Origin of the sequence: Vibrio sp. 10N.247.311.47, from assembly GCF_041467535.1 — a bacterium.
Taxonomy (GTDB): domain Bacteria; phylum Pseudomonadota; class Gammaproteobacteria; order Enterobacterales; family Vibrionaceae; genus Vibrio; species Vibrio crassostreae_C.
In genome coordinates this window covers 81,305-102,914 of record NZ_JBFSUR010000018.1, presented here as the reverse complement: position 1 = coordinate 102,914, position 21,610 = coordinate 81,305, and the positions used below count along the sequence as shown (strand labels likewise).

Sequence of the window (21,610 nt, the reverse complement as noted above, 5' to 3'; positions counted from 1 at the left end):
ACGAATACGAATTTTAGCGTCAGCAGGATTGATAGAAGTCGCGCTCACTTTTACCAGCAAGTCATTATTTTTTAGTTCTGGCAGACTCGTTTCAAACTCAAATAAACTGTGTTGCTCTGTAATCGCAAGTGATTGAGTAAATCCGATAGCTTTCATTTTTGATGGTACTGACATTGTGCTTTCTCCTTGAATTAGACGAGTTAATCTTAGTCAATTCTCACTCTAGATAAACCGCCTAATATTTGAATGATTCTCAAATATTTTTTGATAATGGTGTTACCGCTATCTGGGTAATGCAGACATCTAACTGCATTGCCAACGGCTTAGAGGTTAAATAAGGCCTTTCTCAATCAACCAATCATGTGTTACTTGATCTTGTGGTTTACCTTCACGGCAAACTTTGTAATCCAGCTCTGCGATGATGTCGTTCGAGAAACGTAGGGAATCCAACTTCTGAATCTGTTGCTCGCTGAACAGATGCTTCTTGTCATCTCTTAAAAGAAGTACCGCTCTATCAACAATTCCGAGTAAGCCTTTTGGCTCTTTGAGCTCACGAATATCGTAACGATAGTGCAAAAACTGAGGTTTCCACAGTGGCACTACCACCCACTCTTTGTTTGCGACTGCACTTTCAAAGGCACTGAAACAATCGTCTTCACTGCCAGGAAAGAACTCGTAGCCGGCATCGCTCAGGCCATAATCTTTCATCATCTGGATAGAGAAGCGTGTGATACCAGCGCCGGGGTTGATGCCTTGAATGGTCGAGTTCATTTTCTCGATCACTTCAGCTTTTAATAAATCAGAGACTTCAGAAACCGCCTCTTCAGGCACATAGTCTGGTACGCCCCACAAAGCATAAGGTTCATAATGAAGCCCAAGCTCGATAAGTGGCTCAACTTCTTCAACGCCCGCTTTGTAGATACCGTGACTTGATGGCAACCACGCAGAAGAAAGCATATCCACTTGGCCTGCTTTCAGCTTTTCAAAGTTCTCCTGATGTGGAGAGAAAATACGCTCTACCTCAAAACCCATGGATTTCAATACATTGGCAACCAATGATGCGGTCGTACGGTGGAACGACAAATCCGTTACACCCATTGTGATTTTCTTAGTCATCTTATCCCCCTAGATCGTAGGTTTCGTCCATACGATGTGTACTGCGCTACGTTGTCGATAGGGGAAATGATAGTGAGAAAATTACTAATGAAAAACAGCCTCATATTTGAATTATTATCAAATTAGTTTTGACAATTAAGTATTTGAAGCTAACTTAGAAGCGATAAGTAGAGATAACCCATTTGCAGATTGTGATGGGGAAATATCCCAACGCCATGTTTAGAACATAATTCAATACAGGTAGATAACATGCTTCTTGAAGACTTACAGGTCATTTTGAAAGTGGCGGAGTTTCGCAGTATCACCGCTGCAGCCACCAACCTCGATATGCGTACTGCCACAGCAAGTGCAGCGGTAAAACGTGTTGAAGCGGCACTCGGTGCGGAGTTATTTGTAAGAACCACGCGCCACCTAAGGCTCTCTTCAGCTGGCGAGCGTTATTTACCGGAATGCGAACAAGCCTTAAAGATGTTGGAGCAAGCGAAGCTCAACATGCGCGAAGAGCTTGGGATTCTTGATGGTGAAATTCGCATAGCGCTTTCATCGGATCTAGGACGCAACCTAATCACACCTTGGTTAGATGAGTTCTTGCTTGAATACCCAAAGGCGACGCTTCGCACTAGCATCAGCGATAGCAATATCGACTTCTACCGAGATTCCGTCGATATAGCGCTGCGTTACGGCTCCCCGACCGATGCCAATATGTATGGTTTTAAGATATGCGATGTGCCGAGGATATTGTGTGCGGCTCCTGACTACTTGGCTGAAATGGGAACACCAAAACACCCGAGTGACTTAGCGCAGCACAATGGTTTGCTTTACCAACTCCATGACATGTTGCAAGACGAGTGGGTGTTTAACGATGGTACTCAAGATCATAAAGTGAAACTAAAAGGAAATCGCGCTTCGAACGACGCAGACCTTGTAAGACGTTGGTGTATCGCGGGTAAAGGAGTGGCAATAAAATCTTGTTTAGACATGTCACCTCATCTGCTTTCAGGCGAAGTGGTTAAAGTTATGCCTGAGTTTAAGCCGACCCCTACCGAGCTGTGGTTAGTGTGTCCAAGTCGTCAATCCATCACCCCGACTGTGCGTCTACTGAGAGATTTATTCAGAGAGAAGACCGCTGAGATCCTTTCGCAACTGAGCAAACAAGGCATCATAGAAAGCACAACATCTTAAGATTGAATGCCGCTTAAAGATAAGAAACAGAGAGACAAAAAAGGCGTTAGCGAACTCAATTCGCTAACGCCTTTCATCATTAGAACATCATAGCTTCATGATGAACCTTAATAAGAGTACTTAGTTTAATACTCTTAATACAAGAGCTTAGTTTGACTCGTCTTCAACATCGCAGTCTGCACAGCACTGAAGAGCAATCTCATGTTCGAAGGTGATGGTGTCTTTACCTTCTTCTACTAGCTCTGCGATTTCGTCTACCACTTCTTTTTCATCATCCGCTTCGATTCCGCTTGCTAGCTCTTCTTCTGAATAACCGAAGAAGTTCAGTAGTAAATACTCACGCGCTTCATCTTTCGTACAAACCACGTCCGCTGAAAGATCAGGAGTGACCTCGCCTTGGGCAAGTGTTGCTGTCACTTGTGCGATAGCATCGTCTTTCATCGCAGGCGTTAACCAACCAAGATCAGTACTTACTGTCGTTTTTTTACAGTCGAAGCAAGGCAGTTGGTGAAAGTAGTATTGAAAGGTAGTCATAGGTAAATTCTTCTTTAAATGTTGTATAGCGAGATTATGCGCGTTTTGTAGCAAAATACTATCTCAATCACAACCTGAAACCGCTTCGTTCTAAGTATTTTTTCAAGCTCCGCGCAAGCTGATGTGATCATCCTATAAAAGCGCTGTTTTGCGCATGCTTACTCAGATTTACGCTTGTTTACATTTGTACGGGTAATATATGCCTCATCAAATAATAAGCGTGGTACCTCACAATTGCTTTGGCTCTTGCTTAGTTTCGTCGTTCCAGCTATCAGCTATGAGTTCACGGCTTACTTAACTACTTAGCTACTTAGCTACTTAGCTACTTAGCTACTTAGCTCGGATTTGTTTGAAATAGCTTTGTTTTCAATTAACTTACTTGCACTTGGCTTATTTTGAACCACGCTTATTTAAATCACCCATTTAGGATACCCAATCAATGATCATCAAAAAATATCAAGCCCTTGCCCTTTCATCGGTTGCTTTGCTCGCTACAGGCTGCTCACCATCATCAGATACGCCTTCGGTCAGCAACATCAGTGATTACCAAGGCTCAGCGAGTATTACTCAGGGTGTGGCGACCACCGTTGAATCGAATCTCTTTGAGTGTGCAAACGGACGTAGCCGAGTGGCGGGCGTTGGGGAAATTACGGACTCAGAAGGAAAGGTTTGGACGGTTCCAGCCAAGAACAACTTTGCGACAGGGCCAAAAGCCTTTGATCTTTATGAAGAGTGCTCAAACACCACACCAAGCAGCCTAGCCGAAGTCGATCAAAGCTCTGTACCGGTAGCTGTTGTGGATCAAGACGGTGAGGAAATAACAGGTTATATTTTTGCCGATAACTATTTCGAACTTTATATCAACGGCAAGTTAATCGCGGTAGACACCGTTCCTTTCACACCGTTTAACTCAAACATCGTCAAATTTAAGGTGAAGAAGCCTTACACGATTGCGGTGAAAGTGATTGATTGGGAAGAAAACCTAGGTCTTGGCAGCGAAGATAACCGCGGAAAGGCATACCACGCTGGTGATGGTGGCTTTATCGCGAGCTTTAGTGACGGAACCGTGACAGGTCCAGACTGGCAAGCACAAACCTTTTATACCTCACCGATTTATGACCTGACTTGTTTGAGTGAAGTGGACGGGAAGCGTCTTTCTGAAAGCTGCACCACGGAAGGAACTGACCACGGTCAAGATGCCTACGCCGCTCATTGGGAAACACCAACCAACTGGATGAACCAAGAGTTCGATTCAACATCTTGGCCTCTAGCATCGGTATATTCAGAAGACGATATTGGCGTGAACAATAAAAAAGCGTACATGAACTTTATCGAAAAATTCAGTGGTGCTGGCGCAAGCTTTATCTGGTCGACAAATGTCGTTCTCGATAATGAAGTGCTACTGAGATACGAAGTTAAGTAGCTTTATTCCTTTGTAAGCAAGCCCAGTCACGAGTATGACTGGGCTTACTACTCAAACAACTTGCTGATGTTTCTAATTTACAGCGAACCTGATCCTAATCTTGGGTAGCTTGATTACGACGAAGTTTGCGAAGTCTTGTTTGCTCCACGCGACTTAGCTTTGTAATTATGTAACCAGCAACAAAACAACCCGATGCACAAACCCCAAAATGCGCTACCGATTCCCAGTAAATTGGTGCCAGAAGCGGTGAATAAGAAAGTAAGCAGTGCGGGTTCTCTGTAGTGACTGTCTGCCATTGATACCGCAAGGCAATTCATCAAGGTGGGCATCACCGCTAAGCCAGCAACCGCAATGACAATCTCGGAGGGTACGGCGCTAAACAGCGACACAAATGACATCCCCATCACACCAGCTAACAAGTAAAACCCGCCCATACAGATCCCAGCCATATAACGTGTCTTGGGGTTACTATCCGCATTCGGGCCCATACAAATAGCGCCCGTAATCGCTGCAAGGTTATACGCAAAGCCACCAAACGGTGCGAAGATCAAACCTGTTACCCCGGTGGTGGTAATGATCTTCGATGAATCAACTTGGTATCCATTCGCTTTTAGAACCGCAAATCCCGGTAAGTTCTGTGAAGCCATCGTCACTATAAACAATGGGATACCAACACTAAACAACGAAAAGAACTCAAAATCGGGCGAAATGAACACTGGGGTCGTTAATCCCATAGTCACCTGACTAACATCGAGTTTGCCAAAACCCACACACATGACCAATGCGATGATGAAAATGCTTGGGATCAGTAAATTTCCTAACCGCGCTTTCGCCAGAATAAATACAGCGAGCATGACCGCTACGACTTGTGCCTCTTCCATTAGCGACGTGAACAAACCCAAACCGAATTGCAATAGAATCCCCGCGAGCATCGCTGAGGCAATCGATGTTGGGATCTGTTTTAGGACTTTCTCAAATATTCCCACCAATCCAACCAACGTGATCAACATCGAACTGAACAAAAACACGGCTACTGCCTGATTCATTGTCAGCCCTTCAAGAGATGTGATTAACAACGCCGCTCCAGGCGTCGACCACGCTGTAACCACAGGCTTCTTGTAATGAAACGAGAGCAGTATTGTGGTTACGCCCATGCCAACCCCCAACGCCCAAAACCATGACGCCACTTGTTCTTCGGTTGCTCCAGCACTCATTGCCGCTTGGAAAATAATCGCCGCGGCGCTCGCATAACCAATGAAAACAGCGATAAAGCCGGTACTGACGTGAGAAAATTTTAGCTTAGTCATGTTAATTTATTCCTGTGTGCGTTATAACGTCCATAGACTGAACTTAGCACCCGTGCGCTATAACGCACAACTAATTTTTGAAAAACTTGTAGAGAAAATATGCAAACAGAAATTAAAGTCGGCGTTAACTTGAAACGCCTTCGCCAAGAAAAAGGCTGGAGCTTAGACAAAACAGCGAAAGCAACAGGCGTGAGTAAAGCAATGTTAGGACAAATTGAACGTGGAGAATCCAGCCCGACAGTCGCTAAGCTCTGGCAGATAGCTTCTGGATTTGAGGTGTCACTTTCGAGCTTTATCGCGGCTAGCCCAAACAGTGAACTGACGAGTTTATTCAGAGATGCAAACGAACTAAGGCATGAAGAATACAACATTGGCTTTTTCGTCAGTTTGTTGTTTCCTTTTGAGGAAGCACTAGGATTTGAAATATTCGAACTCACCCTAGCACCCGATTACCAGCATGAATCCGCCCCACATAACGCAGGCGTCACTGAGCACATCTTATGCATTTCAGGAGAGATGGCCGTGATGTTTGATGATGAGTGGCATACGTTACGCGCAGGACAAGCCGTTCGCTTCAATGCCAACCAGACCCATGCCTACAAAAATATCGGTGAAGGAAACGCCGTATTTCATAATGTGATTCACTACCCTAATAACAAGCAATAGTGCCGGATTTGGTGCTAACGGATGTTTAGCTCTAACCGGATGTTCAGCGCTAACGAAAGAGCTGGCAGACCACTGGCTGTTACTAACTTAAAGCGACTATACGTTGACGACCATACTGCCATCTTCGGCTTGATAACGAGCCCATAGTTGAGAGAGGTTTTCTTTATTAAGCTGTATCTCTTTTTCTTTCAGAAACGTTTCGTTGTGCAGCTTCGAATACGAGCGCTCAGCAAGGTCACAGCTAAATGTAACGATGGTTTTCCCTTTCCCCATTCTAGCCGCAGCGTATAGCGCACCTGCTACGTTCAACGACGAACTGCTTCCTAGAAGAATACCGTCATGTTCCGCAACAAGGCGGGATATCGTCACCAAATCCTGATCGGGAAGCGTGATGGCACGATTGATTTTTGCCTGCCTGAAATTTTCAACCGTTCGCATGATCCCTATGCCTTCCGTGAACGAACTTCCCGTTGATTGATAGTGTCCATTACGTAGAAACGAATAAATGCCGGACCCATTTGGGTCAACTAACCAAGTTTCGAGATTGGGTTGCTGCTCAGATAGATAGTGTGAGTTTCCGGCAATGGTTCCACCCGTCCCCACCACTGAAACTAGAGCATCAATATTCCCCTGTGTTTGCTGCCAGATCTCAGGTCCAGTATTTAAATAGTGCGCTCGATAATTACTGAGATTTTCAAACTGATCTGCCCACCAATAACTCTCATTTTCGACACCAATCCGCTTAGCCGTGTGGTAAAAATGTTCAGGGTTTGCAAAAGGACAAGGGTCGACCAATAACAGTTCAGCATTATAAAGCGAGATCATGCGCTCTTTCTCTTGTGCCTGCCCTTTTGGCATCACCACCAACATTTTGTAACCAAGGGATTTAGCGACCAGAGCAAGTCCTATTCCCGTATTACCAGCAGTACCTTCAACGATTGTCATTCCCGGCTTAAGCTTACCGGCTTCTATTGCATCCATAACCAACTGAAGTGCCGCTCTATCTTTAATCGAACCACCCGGGTTCTGGTGTTCGCACTTAATAAGAATCTCACAACCTGATATCTCTGAAAGACTGTTGATTCTAACAAGATCGGTATCGCCAATCAGTTCACTGAGATTGTTTGCAATATGGGCAGATGACATCGCGACTCCATTTATTTGTTGAGGATAAGTTTGTTCATCGATTGGGTTGTCGATGATCATAAGCGTAGCTCTGGGGTCTGCTTAGTCAAGAAGTGCCGGAATTGAAAAGACTCTCATTTTCCAAATAGCAATTATAATTAGGGGTGACCGATTAGATTGAGGGCAAAAAAATGTTTCTAAAAGAGAAAAAACCGGTGACCTCGTTGATGTAACTGAAATGACCAAATTAACCAACTTATTTCAAGACAGTATCGAAGGTCGGTTTCAAGCAGGCGAAGAACAGCAAGACCCTGAGATGTTTAAAAAGTCCGAACTGATGTTTATGTCAGGGGAAGAGTTACCTCGATGCTGGACAGATCCAAACTACCGCTCAGGGACTAAATAACCTTAGCGCTTCCAGAGCACCCGATGAGTCGTAATTTAAGCTCTGTTCTAAAACTGTTTCACGATCGCCTTGTAGGCTATCCCCCTGTTAAAACATTCAGACGCATCTTTACTAGACACAAAAAGCGAGCCACTTGGGCTCGCTTTTGATTGTCTTTTTCTTGCTTAGACTTCAGTTCAGATTACAGAAGTTCTACCGACTGTTGAGCAATCACGAATTCTTCGTTGGTTGGCAAGCTATTATAATCGCACCTATTAACACGGGTTTGGACAGAAACGCGTTAGGACACTTTATTATTCAAATTAAGTTATTTGAGATAAAGAAAAGTATCTTGATACTATAAAAGTGTCAGCGCCCCAAAAGGTTTAGGGACGCTTACTTGATTAGAAACTGAATTTTAATCCTACATCTGAGGATTAATAAACTCATATTTCTTGCCTTGTGTGTATATCGCAGGAACAAGAATGTTTAGCATTCGATATGAAAATTTCTTTCCACATGTTGAACAAGCCCAGTCTTCTATATTTTCGACAACTCGATAACCTGTTTGTGGAAAAGATGGAAGATAGAAGTAAAACCCTTTTGGTAATTTAGCTGTAACGTCTTTTACGTACTGCTCGTAGCCCTCTACCCCCTCATACCCTTTAACTTTATTGTCGTGAAAGAGATAAATTGAACCAAGACCAAGAGATGGTGTGTTCCAGATAGTCACATACTGAGAGTCGGCATCAATCAAGTTCGTCTTACCAAGCTTCATACCATTTTTGTTTTGGTAATCATCACTAACAAGCCCAAAACTGGTTTTCTTATCTTCACCAATAACATAGCCTGTTCTTCCGTAAATCTTACCTCCAAACGTGGCTGTACCTTCTTCCTTAAAAACTACCTTGGTAAGGATATTTCCTTTCTCTTTCAACGTTTTTAATACAGCATCTTCGATAAGTTTATTTACAGCTGTATTTGCAGCAACTCCATCTTTATACAATGTTGAGTCAACAGCTATGATCCAGCCAGCTCTTGAGGCTATATGGTCAGATGTTACTAACTTCTCCAAAGAGCCACCTGCAAAGTGAATTGTTGCTCCCATCAAGTTACCCGTAGCAAGAGAGATTGCCGAAGCTACATACGAAGCATTACCACGGTTATTTTCTAGAGAAGTTTCAATAGCCTTTATCTCTTCCTCAGTGAAGTCTTTCAGTGGGCTTTGGTAAGTTTCGAGTCCCCAAGTGTATGGCTGCCTCAAGTATGTTTGATTAGCAATATTTAATGCAAAGCTATTACCATCACTGAAAGGTACGGGCTGAACTTCGGTTTTTGGCTCAATACTTGACGAAGAACAACCTGACAGTATAACAGCCCAAAAAGCTAGAAAACTAAGACGTTTCATTTTTGAAAATCCTTTTATTTCACCTACAAATACCTCTTACAAGAACCAATGCTTGTAGATTAATAAAGGAGTTTACTACCCCCCAATGAAAAAAATAACATTTCATTTTAATTTATAGACTTAACTCAAATTAAAAGATGTTGCATAGCAAGTTCTAACCGTAATTTTATGGCTACAATATAGCTAGCCGTGATCACAGCCCCTTTCAACTACGCAGAAATCATTTAGACTATTTACTTAAATCGGGAGTCACCGGATTAGTTCAGGTATCTAAAACTCCAAGGTCTTACCATCAGCAGGAATAAGGACTTTATCTGACAAACCGTTTTTATCAATTGCTTCTTTAAGAATTGGTCGAGTCACTGCACAGTGATTGAGTGCCTCCATATGGTTCGCAACCACCTTATTAGGGGAAAGGCGAATAAACTCCATGACCTCATCAATAGACATCAATAACGGTTGACCAACGTCCATACGAGCACGACCTGCCGCGACTACTGTGATATCAGGTTTCAACTCAGTCAACGCTCGTTTTACATCATCGGTTAGAACTGTATCACCGCTAATGTAAATAGAAGGCTCATTGGGGAGCTCCAAGAAAAATCCAACACCATTAGCCATTACCTTGTGAATCCATCCATGGCCGTGCAAAGCCGGAACCGCGGTGAGCTTTCCGTCTAGAAAGTCGATAGTTTGCCAGTCTTCAATTCCCCAATTTACCGTTAAGTCATATTTTTCTAGGTAAGCCTTATCTTTGGCTGGTGTCGCAACTGGGATATTACGACTTGTTAAAAACGTCTCACCTGCCGGATCTAGGTGATCTCCATGTTGTAATGCCTTGATACCAAGTGTTTGACTGTGAGTAATTAAGGTATGAGTAACCTTGTTTAGTAGCTCATCGGCATTACTTGGCATCTCAACGGTTGGATTTTTCGCGGCCTTAGCCTTAATGACTGAAAACGGAGGCATAGAGCCTTTTTTCCCCAACATAGGATCAATAAGGATAAATTTTTCGCCAGATTCAATAATAAATGTTGCGCTACGTAGGTGGTGGATCTTCATAATGCCTCTCTAAACTCACTAACAAGCCATGTTCTCTATGAGATTTAGTATGCTTCTTTCTAGTTTCTTGTGATACTGTCTTGAAAGTCAACATTCGCGCAAATCGAGACACTTGTGAACAAATCAACCGAGCTAATTAAAATTACGATGGTAGCCTTTGAAGGCATCAGTGCTTTTCATCTCTCTGTGCCTTGTCTGGTGTTTCAAGATATCTTTTTCGGCCAGCCGGTTCGGTTTGACTTGAGGATCTGTTGCGAAAACAGCTTGCAGTTTGAAACAAGCTCTGGATTTGGTGTGGTGATCGATAGAGATTTGAGCGCTATTAAAGAGGCGGATATTGTGATTGTTCCAAGCTGGCCAAATGACTTGCCAGAGCCAAGTGAGCGACTTATAGAGGCGCTAATAGAGCATCATGGGAAAGGTAAGCTACTAGTAGGACTCTGCCTCGGGTCTTATGTACTTGCATGTGCTGGCGTTCTCGATGGAAAACGTGCCACAAGCCATTGGGCGTTTTCCGAACAATTTCAGCAGCAATTTCCTAAGGTGAATTTTGATCCAAACCCTCTATTTATTGAACATGAGACTATCATTACCTCAGCAGGGGTAGCAGCTTCGCTAGATTGCTGTCTCCACATAGTGCGCCGCCTGTGTGGCAGTGTACTTGCGAATGATCTCGCACGTAAGATGGTGACAGCGCCATTTCGAACTGGTGGACAGCAACAGTACATACCTGCACCGATTAGCGTAAAGCCACTCGCAGAAACAAGCATCAGCCTTGTGATTGAGCATGTCGAACAAAACGTCCATCTGCCTCACTCACTAGATGCAGTCGCTGAGCGCTGTGCGATGAGCAAAAGAACCTTCACACGCCAGTTTAAAGCTACCTATGGCTGTACATTTGGTGAATGGTTGCAAAATAAACGCTTGGTGCTCAGCCAACGCCTACTAGAAACCACGAAGTTATCTGTTCCTCAAGTTGCAGAGAAAGCGGGTTTTGGTTCTGACAGCGTATTCAGAAAGCACTTCAAATCGGCTTTTCATGTATCGCCGATTCAGTGGCGCACTACATTCAAGCAATAGTCTTAATTTCATTGAGGGCGATGGGGCTAGATCGTCGCATCTATTACTTTTTGTATCTGAAACCTTGCAAGTTCAATTCTAGGCGTTTTTGGGGCATCACAAGCCAGCCCTAACATCACTAGTTTGAAGCTACAAAATGATTTGCCGAAATCAATAGAATGAGTTTTGACTATCTCGCTATAAGGCCACTTAGCGATGGTCTATCCAACATATAAGATCAAAAAAGCGAGCACTAAGCTCGCTTTTAACTATCTGTTTTTGAAAAAATTACAGCAGTTCAACCGACTGTTGAGCAATCACGAATTCTTCATTGGTTGGGATAACCATTGCTACTGCGTCTAACATTTCAGACTTAGCGATGATCCCTTCAGCACCAAAGCGAGCAGATTCGTTACCTGCTACATCTTCAACGAAACCTAGAATCTTAAGGTTGTTTAGGATTTCACGACGAATTGGTAGAGAGTTCTCACCGATACCACCAGTGAAGATGATGCCGTCTAAAGAATCTAGCGTTGCAAGGTAAGAAGCAACGTATTTCGCTACGCGGTAAGTAAACACCTCAAACGCAAGCTTAGCGCCTTCGTGGCCCTCTTCCATTGCTTCTAAGATGCCACGAGCATCGCTCGTAAGACCAGACACGCCAAGGAAGCCAGACTCCTTGTTTAGAGAGTTAAATACTTGCTCTTGTGACCAGCCTTTCTTAAGTAGGTATTCGATGATGCCTGGGTCTAGGTCACCACAACGTGTGCCCATCATTAGGCCTGAAAGTGGTGTGAAGCCCATAGAAGTATCAACACTGTTACCATCTTTAATAGCACATACAGATGCGCCGTTACCTAGGTGAACAGAGATGAAGCTCGATTTTTCGATTGGCTTGTTAACCATCTTCGCAGCTTCACGGCTAACGAAGTAGTGGCTAGTGCCGTGGAAACCGTAGCGACGTACGCCGAAGTCTGTGTATAGCTCTTTTGCGATTGCACCAGTGAATGCACGTTGAGGCATTGTTTGGTGGAAAGCAGTATCAAATACAGCGAACTGAGGTAGAGAAGGGAAAGCTTCAATTGCAGCACGGATACCGATAGCACCTGCTGGGTTATGAAGTGGAGCTAGGTCAGATAGGCTTTCAATTTCGTTCGTTACTTCTTCAGTAATGCGAACCGTTTGAGTGAACTTCTCACCGCCGTGTACGATACGGTGACCGATAGCCACGATATCAGCCGTGAAGCCTAGGTCTTCCATCAGGCCAACCAATTTGCCAATGGCAATTTTGTGGTGGTTATCTTCACCTTGAATGGCAATTTCAGTTTTCTCGCCTTGGAATTTCCAGCTCATACGAGCATCTTCAAGACCAAAACACTCCCCTAGGCCACTTAATACTGCTTCACCAGAAACAGAATCGATTACAGCAAATTTTAGGGATGAACTACCCGAGTTAATAACCAGAACAAACGAATTAGACATTGGATATGGATCCTGTTTCAGTACGAATTGGATGAAGTGTTTACTTCAATTTTAGTTAAGTCCATTATTCAATAATTTTTGAATCTTTCAACTTTTGTTTTGAAAAAATCACTAAATGAACACAATTAAGTTGATCTTGGTCATTAAATTATTTATTTCGAGAGCGGAATTAAAAAATAGTTGAATAAGAAAATTAATGAACAGGTGACGCAAACGAGTGCTCACGTTATTTTTAACTTGATTCAGTTAATTAAAGCGACTCGAACAAATGCAGGTGATCCGCTTGAAAAACAACCACCCTTCCCTGTCGTCTGCTTATCATTACCGATAACTTTTTGCTCGATTTCTCAATTGCTCAGTGTTTGCATCAAAAAGCTCACTGAAGTTGAGAATAGTGATCTGATCTTATTTTGATTGCCTTCGAGCACAACTCTACGAATAGATGCACTGTAACGACGCTTAGATAGCCTTCACTCTTTGTTTCAGCATCTTGTAGCACGTTCTTTTGGTATAGGCTTAGAACGCGATACAGCTAAGTTTTGGCACTAACATTCGTTCTAGGCGCGATGCTTAGTTTCATGGACGAAGCATAGTTACAGGAACGAAGCTTGATTAAAGTAAGTTAGCTACGAATATCGAGCCAACCAAAGCTTAAGTTCAAATAACAGGCACAAAAAAGCCGAGCATTACGCTCGGCTTTTAAATTCAGTGTCTAGACCTAAAGCGTCTAAGCGATAGGTTGATTAACCTTCGTTGCGCTCTGGACGACGACCACGGTTACCACCGCCATTGCCGTTACCATGGCCACGTTCGCCACGGAAGTTACCACGGTGATCGCCACCACGGTTACGGTCGAAACGACGTTCGCCATCACGTCCGCCAGCAGAGTTACCATCGCGAGCACCATCACGGTTGCCACGGTATCCACCACGACCGCCTTCACGGTTACCACCTTCGCGGTTGCCGCCTTCACGGTTACCACGGTAGCCGCCACCATCACGACCGCCACGGTTGCCACCACGGTTGCCATCACGACCGCCGCCGCCACGACGAGGCTCACGGAAGTCATTGAAATCAACAACTACAGCGCCAGCTTCTTTTTGACGAATGCGAAGTTTGCTTAGCTTACCAGCAGTTTCAGAGTTCATTGCTTTTGGCAGTTGAACGTAAGTAGAACCTTGGTCTAGCTTGATAGCACCGATAGAACCTTTAGTTAGGCCAAGTTCGTTTGCTAGTGCGCCAACGATGTCTTTAACCTGAACGCCTTGCTCACGGCCAACTTGTAGTTGGTAAGTATCCCAATCTTGAGTATTGAAGTTGCGACCACCACCGTCACGGCCGTTGTCACGATCTTCACGACGCTCTTTGCGACGGTTCTTATCACGCTCAATAGCAGCGATCATTGGGTCTTCGCCAACGTAGAATAGTGGGCTCTTACCTTGCTGACGCTTAAGAAGCATTGCAGCTAGAGTAGCAGCATCAACTTCTAGAGACTCTTGAAGAGTAGAGATAAGACCTGCAAAGTTTTCTAGTGCTTTGCTTTCTTTCTCAGTTTCAAGTTCAGCGCCAAGCTTAGCAACACGTGCAGCAGCAACTTGGTCACGTAGAGGAAGTTGGATTTCTTCCATTTGAGACTTAGTTACACGCTCGATTGTGCGAAGCATGCGAATTTGGTTAGTGCGAACTAGTAGGATCGCTTTACCTTTACGTCCAGCACGGCCAGTACGACCAATACGGTGGATGTAAGATTCAACATCGAATGGGATGTCGTAGTTGAATACGTGAGTGATACGTGGAACATCAAGACCACGAGCTACAACGTCAGTTGCAACTAGGATGTCGATAACACCTTGTTTGATGTGATCAACAGTACGCTCACGTAGAGACTGAGGAATATCACCGTGCAGTGCAGCAGCTTTGAAGCCACGTGCAGATAGCCAATCAGCTAGACGCTCAGTGTCTTGACGAGTACGTACGAATACGATTGACGCGTCAGTTTCTTCGGTTTCTAGAAGACGAGACATTGCTTCGTCTTTTTCTACGCCTTTAACAACCCAGAAGTTCTGCGCTACTTTATCAACTGTGTGGTTAGTACCAGCAACGTCAACTTTAGCCGGGTTACGTAGGTAACGGTCAACAATAGTCTTAACCATTGGAGGCATAGTTGCAGAGAAAAGTACACGTTGTGCAGATTCTGGAGCTTGCTCTAGGATCCAAGTAACGTCATCTACGAAGCCCATTTTCAGCATTTCATCTGCTTCATCAAGAACAAATGTGTGTGCTTCATCTAGGTGTAGACGGTCACGAGTTAGTAAGTCTTTAACACGACCTGGAGTACCAACAACAATGTGAGCACCGCGGCTTAGAGCACGCATTTGGTCAACAATTGAAGCACCACCGTAGATTTCAATAACTTTAAGACCTTTGATATCACGGCCAAGGTTTTTGATTTCCGCAGCAACTTGAATCGCTAGCTCACGAGTAGGAGCCATGATGATTGCTTGTGGTTTGTGTTGGTTCAGGTTGATTTTGTTAAGTAAAGGCAGAGAGAATGCTGCTGTTTTACCAGTACCAGTCTGTGCTTTACCTAGTGCGTCACGGCCTTCAAGAAGAAGAGGAATAGCTGCTGCTTGGATTGGAGTCGGAGAAACGAAACCCATGCTATCAAGAGCTGAAAGAATGTTATCGTTTAGGGCTAATTCATTAAATTGAATTACAGATTCGGACATTGGGATCCCACTATATATAAGTAAACAAAAGGTCCCGGGAGCTCTATCAATTCCAATACTGATCCAATCAGATACTGATTCCATTCAGAGTTACGAAGCAGTAATAAAACACTTCAAGCCATTAGGGACGTCTAAGGGAGGCGGATTATTCCCTAAATGCATAAAAAAATCCAGAAAAAATTGAAATACATCACATATTTTTCGCTTTTACATCAATACTGGTTATCATATCGTCAAAACTTGATGAATATCTCGTCACAGCACCCATCTCCTAGCAAATTGACCTAGTTAAATAAGAGGGCAATTAATTAACGCTCACTTCGCCTTTAAGTAGTAATCAAGCCTCGCAATGATTATAGTGTGCTCAATTGTCCTCGATAGATAAAAGTCAAAATGTTTCAAGATAATCCTCTACTCGCTCAGCTCAAGCAGCAAATCCAAGAAACCCTCCCTAAAAAGGAAGGTACCATCAAAGCCACTGAAAAAGGTTTTGGTTTTCTCGAAGTTGATAGCAAAACAAGCTTCTTTATCCCGCCTCCGTACATGAAGAAATGTGTGCACGGTGACAAGGTGATTGCCATCATTCGCACAGAGAAAGAGCGCGAAGTAGCAGAGCCTGAGGAATTGGTTGAACAAGGTCTTACTCGCTTTATTGCACGAGTTAAGCTTTTCAAAGGCCGATTGAACGTTGTTCCTGATCACCCGCAGCTCAAAAAACTGCAACTTAAAGCGAAAGCAATGAAGGGTCTAAACCCTGAAACGCTTAAAGAAGGTGACTGGGTTGTTGCTCATATCGTTCAACACCCATTAAAAGATGACAATGGTTTCTTGGCTCAGATCTCTGAGAAAATCACAGACGCTGACGACAAGATTGCACCTTGGTGGGTAACGCTGGCACAAAACGATCTACCAAACAGCGAGCCTGAAGGCATCGACAACTGGCTAATCAACGATGACGCCGATCTTGAACGTGTAGACATGACGCACGTCCCTTTTGTGACTATCGATGGCGAAAGCACAAAAGATATGGATGACGCGCTTTACGCGAAGAAGAAAGAGAACGGTGATTTTGAACTGACTATCGCAATTGCTGATCCAACGGCTTACATCTCTCCAGATGATGCGATGGATAAAGTGGCACGCGAGCGCGGTTTCACTATCTACCTTCCTGGTCGCAACATCCCAATGTTGCCTCGTGATCTTGCTGACAACCTATGTTCACTGATCGAGAACGAAGTTCGTCCTGCACTTTGCTGCACAGTAACGGTATCTAAAGATGGCGTTATCGGTGATGACATTAACTTCTTCGCTGCAAACATCAAATCTCATGCTCGTCTTGCTTACGACAACGTATCAGACTGGCTAGAAACAGGTGCATCAGAGAAATGGCAACCATCAGAAGAGATTGCTGCAATTGTTTCTGATCTTCACCAATTTGCTCAAGCACGTTCAGCATGGCGCTCAGCAAACGCTGTTGTGTTCCCAGATCGCCCTGACTACCGCTTTGAACTGAGCGAAGATAACGATGTTGTCGCTATCCACGCTGACATGCGTCGTAGCGCAAACAAGCTGGTTGAAGAATCAATGATCAGCGCGAACATCTGTGCGGGCCGAGTACTAAAAGAGAGCTTCAACCAAGGTGTGTTTAACTGCCATTCTGGTTTCAAGGCTGAGAAAATCTCCGACGTTCTTGAACTGGTAAACCCGCAAGCGGAAACGCCGTTCACTGAAGAGCAAATCATTTCTCTAGAAGGTTTTGCTACTCTACGTCGTTGGTTAGGTTCTTTAGATAACAGCTACTACGACAACCGTATTCGTAAATTCCAAGCGTATAGCGAGATCAGCAATGAGCCTGCACCGCACTACGCGATGGGATTAGATATTTACGCAACTTGGACTTCTCCAATTCGTAAATATGGCGACATGATTAACCACCGTATGCTTAAAGCACACATCTTAGGTAAAGCGCCAATTCAAACACCAGATGAAACTATCGGTGATGAACTTGCCCTGCACCGCCGTCACCACGGCATGGCTGAGCGTAATGTTGGCGATTGGTTGTATGCTCGCACTCTAGCCAATGCTCCAGCAGAAGAAACTCGTTTCCAAGCTGAGATTTTCGATATTAACCGTGCAGGTATGCGTGTACGTTTACTTGAAAATGGTGCTGCTGCATTTATCCCTGGATCTCTCATTCTTAATAATAAAGAAAGAATAGAGTGCAACGGTGATATGGGTACTGTATCTATCGATAAAGAAATGGTATACAAACTGGGAGACGTTTTAGAAGTAGTTCTCTCTGAAGTTAATCAGGAAAACCGTAACTTAGTAGCAAAACCTACTCAAGTATTTGCGGACTTGCCTAGCGAGCCTGAAACGACAAACGAAACCGAAGCTTAAAGGCTTTAACAGCTACAGCTTTCAAGGTTACGGCTTTCAAGGTCAAAGCTATCAAGGTCAAAAGCTTCAAAGGTTCACTTCTAAAGGCGCTAATTATTAGCGCCTTTTTTGTAAATGTCTCATGCTTAAACAATACTTAAAAAAAACAATCAATAAGCAATCAATTTACAACGTCAAAGAAGCTCACTATGTCATCAATCACAGTTACTCAGTTCAGAAACTTCATTCCCAGGAGACGAGAACGTTATCCTGCCTCTAAAAACGGTATCTTTATAGTGTCGAAAGGCAGCATTTCTTTTGTGTTGCCCAATGGTACTCAAGCCTCGTTGCAAGCGGGAGATTTCACCCTTTACAATTCTGGTCAGATTAAAGACATCACGGTTAACACTGAAAATGGCGAATTCAGCGCAACCTGCTTAGATTTTGATTTGGCTATCTTTCAAAAGTTCATTAATCAGTTCAGCGATTTAGAGTCCGCTCGAATCCCAGACAAGTACATTAAGTTCAATCAAACGGATACTGAGCTCTGTCAGTTGAAAGATCTCATCATGTCACTGGCCAACTCTTCTTCTCAGAATGACTACGCACTCACTCAATTAGGCTTAAGTTTGCTGTCTTTGATGGTGGAACAGTACCCAGCTCTATTGGCTATTATTGCTCGAGCTTCAAGGTTAACCGTGACCCAAAGAGTCATTCATTACATCGAGCAAAACATTGAAAACAATATCTCTTTGGATACGCTCGCCAGTTACATGGGAATGTCACCGGCTACGCTTAAACGTCGCTTATCGGCTGAAGATCTGTCGTTCTCAAACTTATTAAAGATAAAACGTATTGCTCATGCAGCCACTCAGCTAAGAACATCGGATAAGTCGATCACTCAAATCGCGTATGAGTCAGGCTTTAAAAGTGCCGCTCACTTCAGCACGGCCTTTAAAACGTATCACGGAAAAACACCAAAAGACTTCCGATCGCTAGTGGCACAAGCACAACTGCAGAGCGTAAAGCCGCAAGTTTAAAGAAACAAAGCGATAGATTGATGTGGACGTCTTAGTTGGGAACTGGTGTAAACCAAGTGGCTTCAATATTAAGCCACTTGGGTGTGGGATGAGATGATTTGGCTTTGGGATTCAGTGGTTGAGTTTTGATACTCATTGATTCAGCTTTGCGAGCAGGCCACCAGCAAACGTGAAAACAGAGTGACTATGACCAGAAGTACGATTTAGGGTCTTTTTCTATTTCCGCCAAAATAGCATCAAGATCCTTCGATTTAGGAAGGTACGGATACGGCCCCCAATTCACAGAGTCGGTTTCGACATCCCCTTCAAGCGGCACCATCACTAACCAACAAGACAGCGACTCATCAAAAGTCACGCAGACGATCTCGTTTGTATAATCACTGTGAGATGAGTCGAGTAGATAATGCGCCTGAGAAAACAGCACACCACCCTCACACTCTTCATATAGGGATTTGCCTAGCTCGACAGGTAAACTTCGATTTCGAGATGTACAGAGCCTCTCGGCCCCAATTAAAAGACGATTCAGCTCGATATGAATGACGGACATAACACCCCTTGTAACTTCATAGAAACTTCATAGAAACTTCTAAGTAGTGAATTCCTCTACTTAGCTTAGGACTCAACAAACATTTTAGCGAACAAGCGTAATCAAAATACCGGCCCTGCTCCCAGAAACGAATCTTGCTTTCGGAAACCCAGAAAGCTACGACTCATCAAGCGAACAGCTATACATCGAGAGTATGGAATTTCACAAAAGTGTCATATAACCGACCTATCATATACGACAAATGTTATTAACTAGGAGTTGTTTATGTTACGAGTCGCGCTTGCCTCTCTTTTATCCTTAGCCCTGTCTTCTCATGCTGCTTTAGCACAAGAAACCACTATTTCGGGCTCCACTTCAGTATCACGAGTGATGGATGTATTAGCTGAGGAGTACAACAAGACTCACCCTGATAACTATATTGCGGTTCAGGGCATTGGTTCTACAGCAGGTATTACCATGGTTAATAAAGGTGTCTCTGACATCGGTATGAGCTCGCGTTATTTAACCGACCGCGAACAAGACGAGAAGTTGAAGGTATTTCCAATTGCCTTTGACGGCCTAGCTGTAGTAACTAACCGCTCAAACGCTGTAAGCAACGTTACACGTGAGCAGCTGTTCGATATCTACAAAGGCAAAATCACGAACTGGAAAGCTGTGGGTGGCGCAGATCAGCCTATCGCAGTTGTCACTCGCGAAGCGTCTTCTGGCTCACGCTATAGCTTCGAAAGCTTGCTTGGTTTAACGAAGATCATTAATGACCGTCTAGTGTCTGACATCAACCCAAATAACTTGGTTGTAAACAGCAACAGCATGGTTAAAACGATTGTTAACCATAACCCACACGCGATTGGTTTTATCTCTGTTGGTTCAATCGACCGTTCGATTAAAGCAATTACATTTGAAGGCGTAGAGCCAACATCTAAGAACATTGCTAACCACAGCTATGAATTGGCTCGCCCATTCTTGTTGCTGCACAAGACAGACTCAGTTTCTGACGAGAGCAAAGACTTCATCAAGTTCGTGAAGTCAAAGCAAGGGCAAGACCTTATCGAAGAGTACGGCTACACTCGCATTAAATAAGTGAGTGAGTTTTATCTTATGAAAAAAAAGAGAGAGCATTAAGCTCTCTCTTTTTTTTGGAATCTATATGGTTCGTTTAGAAGTGAAGTTGAATCACTGAAACGATCACAGCGCCAGGACGACGAATACCTTCGATTTCGACGCGAATTTCGCGTTCAATCTCTAGGCCTTTCTTAATTGGCGTTACTTTTGTTAACGTACTTTTAGCACGAACATTACTGCCCGATTTAACAGGGTATGGGAAACGTACTTGGTTAAGACCAATGTTTACGACCATCTTCGCTGTTGGGAATTGAGACTTGTCAGGGTCAACACTGTCAGTCAATCGAGGAAGCAGAGATAAAGTTAAAAAACCATGTGCGATGGTTGTTTTGAACGGAGAGTCTGTTTCCGCTTTTTCAGGCTCAGTGTGAATCCACTGCATATCTTCAGTAACAAGGCCGAACTGGTTAATACGGTCTTGACTTACATTGATCCAGTCGCCAGTATGGATGACTTCACCGATCTGTTGATTAAGCTCATCAAACACAAGTTGTGCTTCTGGCTTAAGTACGATCGGCTGTTCCACCGGCATCTCTGGTGCATCTTCATTGACAGCAGGTTTGTGGTGATCACGAACCCACGCAAAAAAATGGCTATTTTGCGTACGATTAAGAAAGTCGCCCCAGTAATCTCTAAGAGCTGGAGACATCCATTGCATAAACTCTGAGTGTTGCGAAGACATGCTATCGCCTCGGTGTTTAAATAAATCAATGACTTTCATAAGAACCTCAATGCACAAAAAATTTCAATATAACTTCGTAATTTTGAAACACTTCACACTATTGTGCAAATGTTTTCGAGCATACAACCGTTAGCTGAACCTTGTTAAAATCATATTAAACATATACTTACCAATAAAACATCATTTTATTACAAAACCCAAATTAGAGTGTTAGCTCTATCACATGACAAACATTTGTTTATATAAAAGGCGTTTTTATTCATAAGTGGAATAAAAAAAGGCTTAGCGCAATGCTAAACCTTAGTTTTTACAAGGAATTAGTTTTCCGAGGGTTGGTCTTGTAAGAGACGAATCTTACAAGA

At 43.6% G+C, this 21,610-nt stretch carries 18 protein-coding genes and 1 pseudogene; 8 read left to right on the top strand and 11 right to left on the bottom strand.

Translation table 11 applies throughout. From position 1 onward, the window contains the following. Together AB6E51_RS13485 and AB6E51_RS13480 are read right to left on the bottom strand one after the other, a co-directional pair. Positions 1 to 174: pseudogene (locus tag AB6E51_RS13485) on the bottom strand (zinc-binding alcohol dehydrogenase family protein); the annotation flags it as partial. A gap of 156 nt (positions 175 to 330) precedes the next feature. Then, positions 331 to 1,098 (bottom strand): glycine betaine ABC transporter substrate-binding protein, encoded by a 768-nt coding sequence (locus AB6E51_RS13480; protein ID WP_372058178.1) that lies wholly within the window; start codon positions 1,096 to 1,098, stop codon positions 331 to 333. 267 nt (positions 1,099 to 1,365) lie between these two features. On the opposite strand from AB6E51_RS13480, the gene AB6E51_RS13475 reads away from it, so the two are divergent. Beyond that, complete coding sequence (locus AB6E51_RS13475) at positions 1,366 to 2,298, top strand: LysR family transcriptional regulator (protein ID WP_372058155.1); 933 nt, start codon at positions 1,366 to 1,368, stop codon at positions 2,296 to 2,298. A gap of 147 nt (positions 2,299 to 2,445) precedes the next feature. On the opposite strand, the gene AB6E51_RS13470 is transcribed toward AB6E51_RS13475, so the two are convergent. Then, entirely contained in the window at positions 2,446 to 2,832 is a 387-nt protein-coding gene (locus tag AB6E51_RS13470) for a hypothetical protein (RefSeq protein WP_102333936.1), read from the bottom strand. Positions 2,833 to 3,271: 439 nt separating this feature from the next. Between AB6E51_RS13470 and AB6E51_RS13465 the strand changes: the two genes are divergently transcribed. Further along, on the top strand, positions 3,272 to 4,255 hold the full coding sequence (locus tag AB6E51_RS13465; RefSeq protein ID WP_372058156.1) for a hypothetical protein: 984 nt from the start codon (positions 3,272 to 3,274) through the stop codon (positions 4,253 to 4,255). A 113-nt stretch (positions 4,256 to 4,368) separates the two neighbouring features. Here the strand turns inward: AB6E51_RS13465 and AB6E51_RS13460 are convergent, their stop codons facing one another. Beyond that, positions 4,369 to 5,562, bottom strand: a complete 1,194-nt coding sequence (locus AB6E51_RS13460; protein ID WP_102333938.1) for a benzoate/H(+) symporter BenE family transporter — start codon at positions 5,560 to 5,562, stop codon at positions 4,369 to 4,371. A gap of 99 nt (positions 5,563 to 5,661) precedes the next feature. On the opposite strand from AB6E51_RS13460, the gene AB6E51_RS13455 reads away from it, so the two are divergent. Beyond that, positions 5,662 to 6,228 carry a helix-turn-helix domain-containing protein gene (locus AB6E51_RS13455; protein WP_017070515.1) on the top strand — a complete coding sequence of 189 codons (567 nt, stop codon included), beginning with the start codon at positions 5,662 to 5,664 and terminating at the stop codon, positions 6,226 to 6,228. Positions 6,229 to 6,324: 96 nt separating this feature from the next. Here AB6E51_RS13455 and AB6E51_RS13450 read toward each other — a convergent pair whose 3' ends face one another. Beyond that, positions 6,325 to 7,374 (bottom strand): cysteine synthase A, encoded by a 1,050-nt coding sequence (locus tag AB6E51_RS13450; RefSeq protein WP_102320367.1) that lies wholly within the window; start codon positions 7,372 to 7,374, stop codon positions 6,325 to 6,327. A gap of 217 nt (positions 7,375 to 7,591) precedes the next feature. Here AB6E51_RS13450 and AB6E51_RS13445 point away from each other — a divergent pair, with 217 nt between their 5' ends. Next, entirely contained in the window at positions 7,592 to 7,759 is a 168-nt protein-coding gene (locus AB6E51_RS13445) for a hypothetical protein (protein ID WP_017062447.1), read from the top strand. A 403-nt stretch (positions 7,760 to 8,162) separates the two neighbouring features. Here AB6E51_RS13445 and AB6E51_RS13440 read toward each other — a convergent pair whose 3' ends face one another. Together AB6E51_RS13440 and AB6E51_RS13435 are read right to left on the bottom strand one after the other, a co-directional pair. Next, entirely contained in the window at positions 8,163 to 9,146 is a 984-nt protein-coding gene (locus AB6E51_RS13440) for a hypothetical protein (protein WP_102402124.1), read from the bottom strand. Between the two features lie 270 nt (positions 9,147 to 9,416). Further along, entirely contained in the window at positions 9,417 to 10,208 is a 792-nt protein-coding gene (locus tag AB6E51_RS13435) for an MBL fold metallo-hydrolase (protein WP_372058157.1), read from the bottom strand. 114 nt (positions 10,209 to 10,322) lie between these two features. On the opposite strand from AB6E51_RS13435, the gene AB6E51_RS13430 reads away from it, so the two are divergent. After that, complete coding sequence (locus AB6E51_RS13430) at positions 10,323 to 11,288, top strand: GlxA family transcriptional regulator (RefSeq protein ID WP_076653054.1); 966 nt, start codon at positions 10,323 to 10,325, stop codon at positions 11,286 to 11,288. 267 nt (positions 11,289 to 11,555) lie between these two features. Here the strand turns inward: AB6E51_RS13430 and AB6E51_RS13425 are convergent, their stop codons facing one another. Both AB6E51_RS13425 and AB6E51_RS13420 read right to left on the bottom strand, forming a co-directional pair. Further along, a complete protein-coding gene (locus AB6E51_RS13425; RefSeq protein WP_017064366.1) occupies positions 11,556 to 12,749 on the bottom strand; it encodes an acetate/propionate family kinase in 1,194 nt (397 codons plus the stop codon). Positions 12,750 to 13,492: 743 nt separating this feature from the next. After that, on the bottom strand, positions 13,493 to 15,562 hold the full coding sequence (locus AB6E51_RS13420; protein WP_080582207.1) for a DEAD/DEAH box helicase: 2,070 nt from the start codon (positions 15,560 to 15,562) through the stop codon (positions 13,493 to 13,495). 309 nt (positions 15,563 to 15,871) lie between these two features. On the opposite strand from AB6E51_RS13420, the gene rnb reads away from it, so the two are divergent. Next, entirely contained in the window at positions 15,872 to 17,878 is a 2,007-nt protein-coding gene (rnb, locus tag AB6E51_RS13415) for an exoribonuclease II (protein WP_065584748.1), read from the top strand. Between the two features lie 188 nt (positions 17,879 to 18,066). Beyond that, the gene (locus tag AB6E51_RS13410; protein WP_017064362.1) at positions 18,067 to 18,897 is read left to right on the top strand and encodes an AraC family transcriptional regulator; all 831 of its coding nucleotides are present in this window, start codon (positions 18,067 to 18,069) and stop codon (positions 18,895 to 18,897) included. Positions 18,898 to 19,081: 184 nt separating this feature from the next. Here the strand turns inward: AB6E51_RS13410 and AB6E51_RS13405 are convergent, their stop codons facing one another. Further along, on the bottom strand, positions 19,082 to 19,444 hold the full coding sequence (locus AB6E51_RS13405; RefSeq protein ID WP_017059495.1) for a DUF3024 domain-containing protein: 363 nt from the start codon (positions 19,442 to 19,444) through the stop codon (positions 19,082 to 19,084). A gap of 264 nt (positions 19,445 to 19,708) precedes the next feature. Here AB6E51_RS13405 and AB6E51_RS13400 point away from each other — a divergent pair, with 264 nt between their 5' ends. Continuing rightward, positions 19,709 to 20,524, top strand: coding sequence for a phosphate ABC transporter substrate-binding protein (locus AB6E51_RS13400; RefSeq protein WP_017064361.1), 816 nt, complete (start codon positions 19,709 to 19,711; stop codon positions 20,522 to 20,524). Between the two features lie 76 nt (positions 20,525 to 20,600). On the opposite strand, the gene AB6E51_RS13395 is transcribed toward AB6E51_RS13400, so the two are convergent. Continuing rightward, on the bottom strand, positions 20,601 to 21,287 hold the full coding sequence (locus tag AB6E51_RS13395; protein ID WP_017059493.1) for a MaoC family dehydratase: 687 nt from the start codon (positions 21,285 to 21,287) through the stop codon (positions 20,601 to 20,603). Positions 21,288 to 21,610: the final 323 nt, after the last annotated feature.

What these genes read in the sequence shown, in the direction of transcription:
- AB6E51_RS13440 (WP_102402124.1), bottom strand. Translation starts at nt 9,146, where the DNA reads ATGAAACGTCTTAGTTTTCTAGCTTTTTGGGCTGTTATACTGTCAGGT.
- AB6E51_RS13410 (WP_017064362.1), top strand. Translation starts at nt 18,067, where the DNA reads ATGTCATCAATCACAGTTACTCAGTTCAGAAACTTCATTCCCAGGAGA.
- AB6E51_RS13420 (WP_080582207.1), bottom strand. Translation starts at nt 15,562, where the DNA reads ATGGAATCAGTATCTGATTGGATCAGTATTGGAATTGATAGAGCTCCC.
- AB6E51_RS13405 (WP_017059495.1), bottom strand. Translation starts at nt 19,444, where the DNA reads ATGTCCGTCATTCATATCGAGCTGAATCGTCTTTTAATTGGGGCCGAG.
- AB6E51_RS13435 (WP_372058157.1), bottom strand. Translation starts at nt 10,208, where the DNA reads ATGAAGATCCACCACCTACGTAGCGCAACATTTATTATTGAATCTGGC.
- AB6E51_RS13460 (WP_102333938.1), bottom strand. Translation starts at nt 5,562, where the DNA reads ATGACTAAGCTAAAATTTTCTCACGTCAGTACCGGCTTTATCGCTGTT.
- AB6E51_RS13480 (WP_372058178.1), bottom strand. Translation starts at nt 1,098, where the DNA reads ATGGGTGTAACGGATTTGTCGTTCCACCGTACGACCGCATCATTGGTT.
- AB6E51_RS13455 (WP_017070515.1), top strand. Translation starts at nt 5,662, where the DNA reads ATGCAAACAGAAATTAAAGTCGGCGTTAACTTGAAACGCCTTCGCCAA.
- AB6E51_RS13475 (WP_372058155.1), top strand. Translation starts at nt 1,366, where the DNA reads ATGCTTCTTGAAGACTTACAGGTCATTTTGAAAGTGGCGGAGTTTCGC.
- rnb (WP_065584748.1), top strand. Translation starts at nt 15,872, where the DNA reads ATGTTTCAAGATAATCCTCTACTCGCTCAGCTCAAGCAGCAAATCCAA.
- AB6E51_RS13425 (WP_017064366.1), bottom strand. Translation starts at nt 12,749, where the DNA reads ATGTCTAATTCGTTTGTTCTGGTTATTAACTCGGGTAGTTCATCCCTA.
- AB6E51_RS13450 (WP_102320367.1), bottom strand. Translation starts at nt 7,374, where the DNA reads ATGTCATCTGCCCATATTGCAAACAATCTCAGTGAACTGATTGGCGAT.
- AB6E51_RS13470 (WP_102333936.1), bottom strand. Translation starts at nt 2,832, where the DNA reads ATGACTACCTTTCAATACTACTTTCACCAACTGCCTTGCTTCGACTGT.
- AB6E51_RS13400 (WP_017064361.1), top strand. Translation starts at nt 19,709, where the DNA reads ATGTTACGAGTCGCGCTTGCCTCTCTTTTATCCTTAGCCCTGTCTTCT.
- AB6E51_RS13445 (WP_017062447.1), top strand. Translation starts at nt 7,592, where the DNA reads ATGACCAAATTAACCAACTTATTTCAAGACAGTATCGAAGGTCGGTTT.
- AB6E51_RS13465 (WP_372058156.1), top strand. Translation starts at nt 3,272, where the DNA reads ATGATCATCAAAAAATATCAAGCCCTTGCCCTTTCATCGGTTGCTTTG.
- AB6E51_RS13395 (WP_017059493.1), bottom strand. Translation starts at nt 21,287, where the DNA reads ATGAAAGTCATTGATTTATTTAAACACCGAGGCGATAGCATGTCTTCG.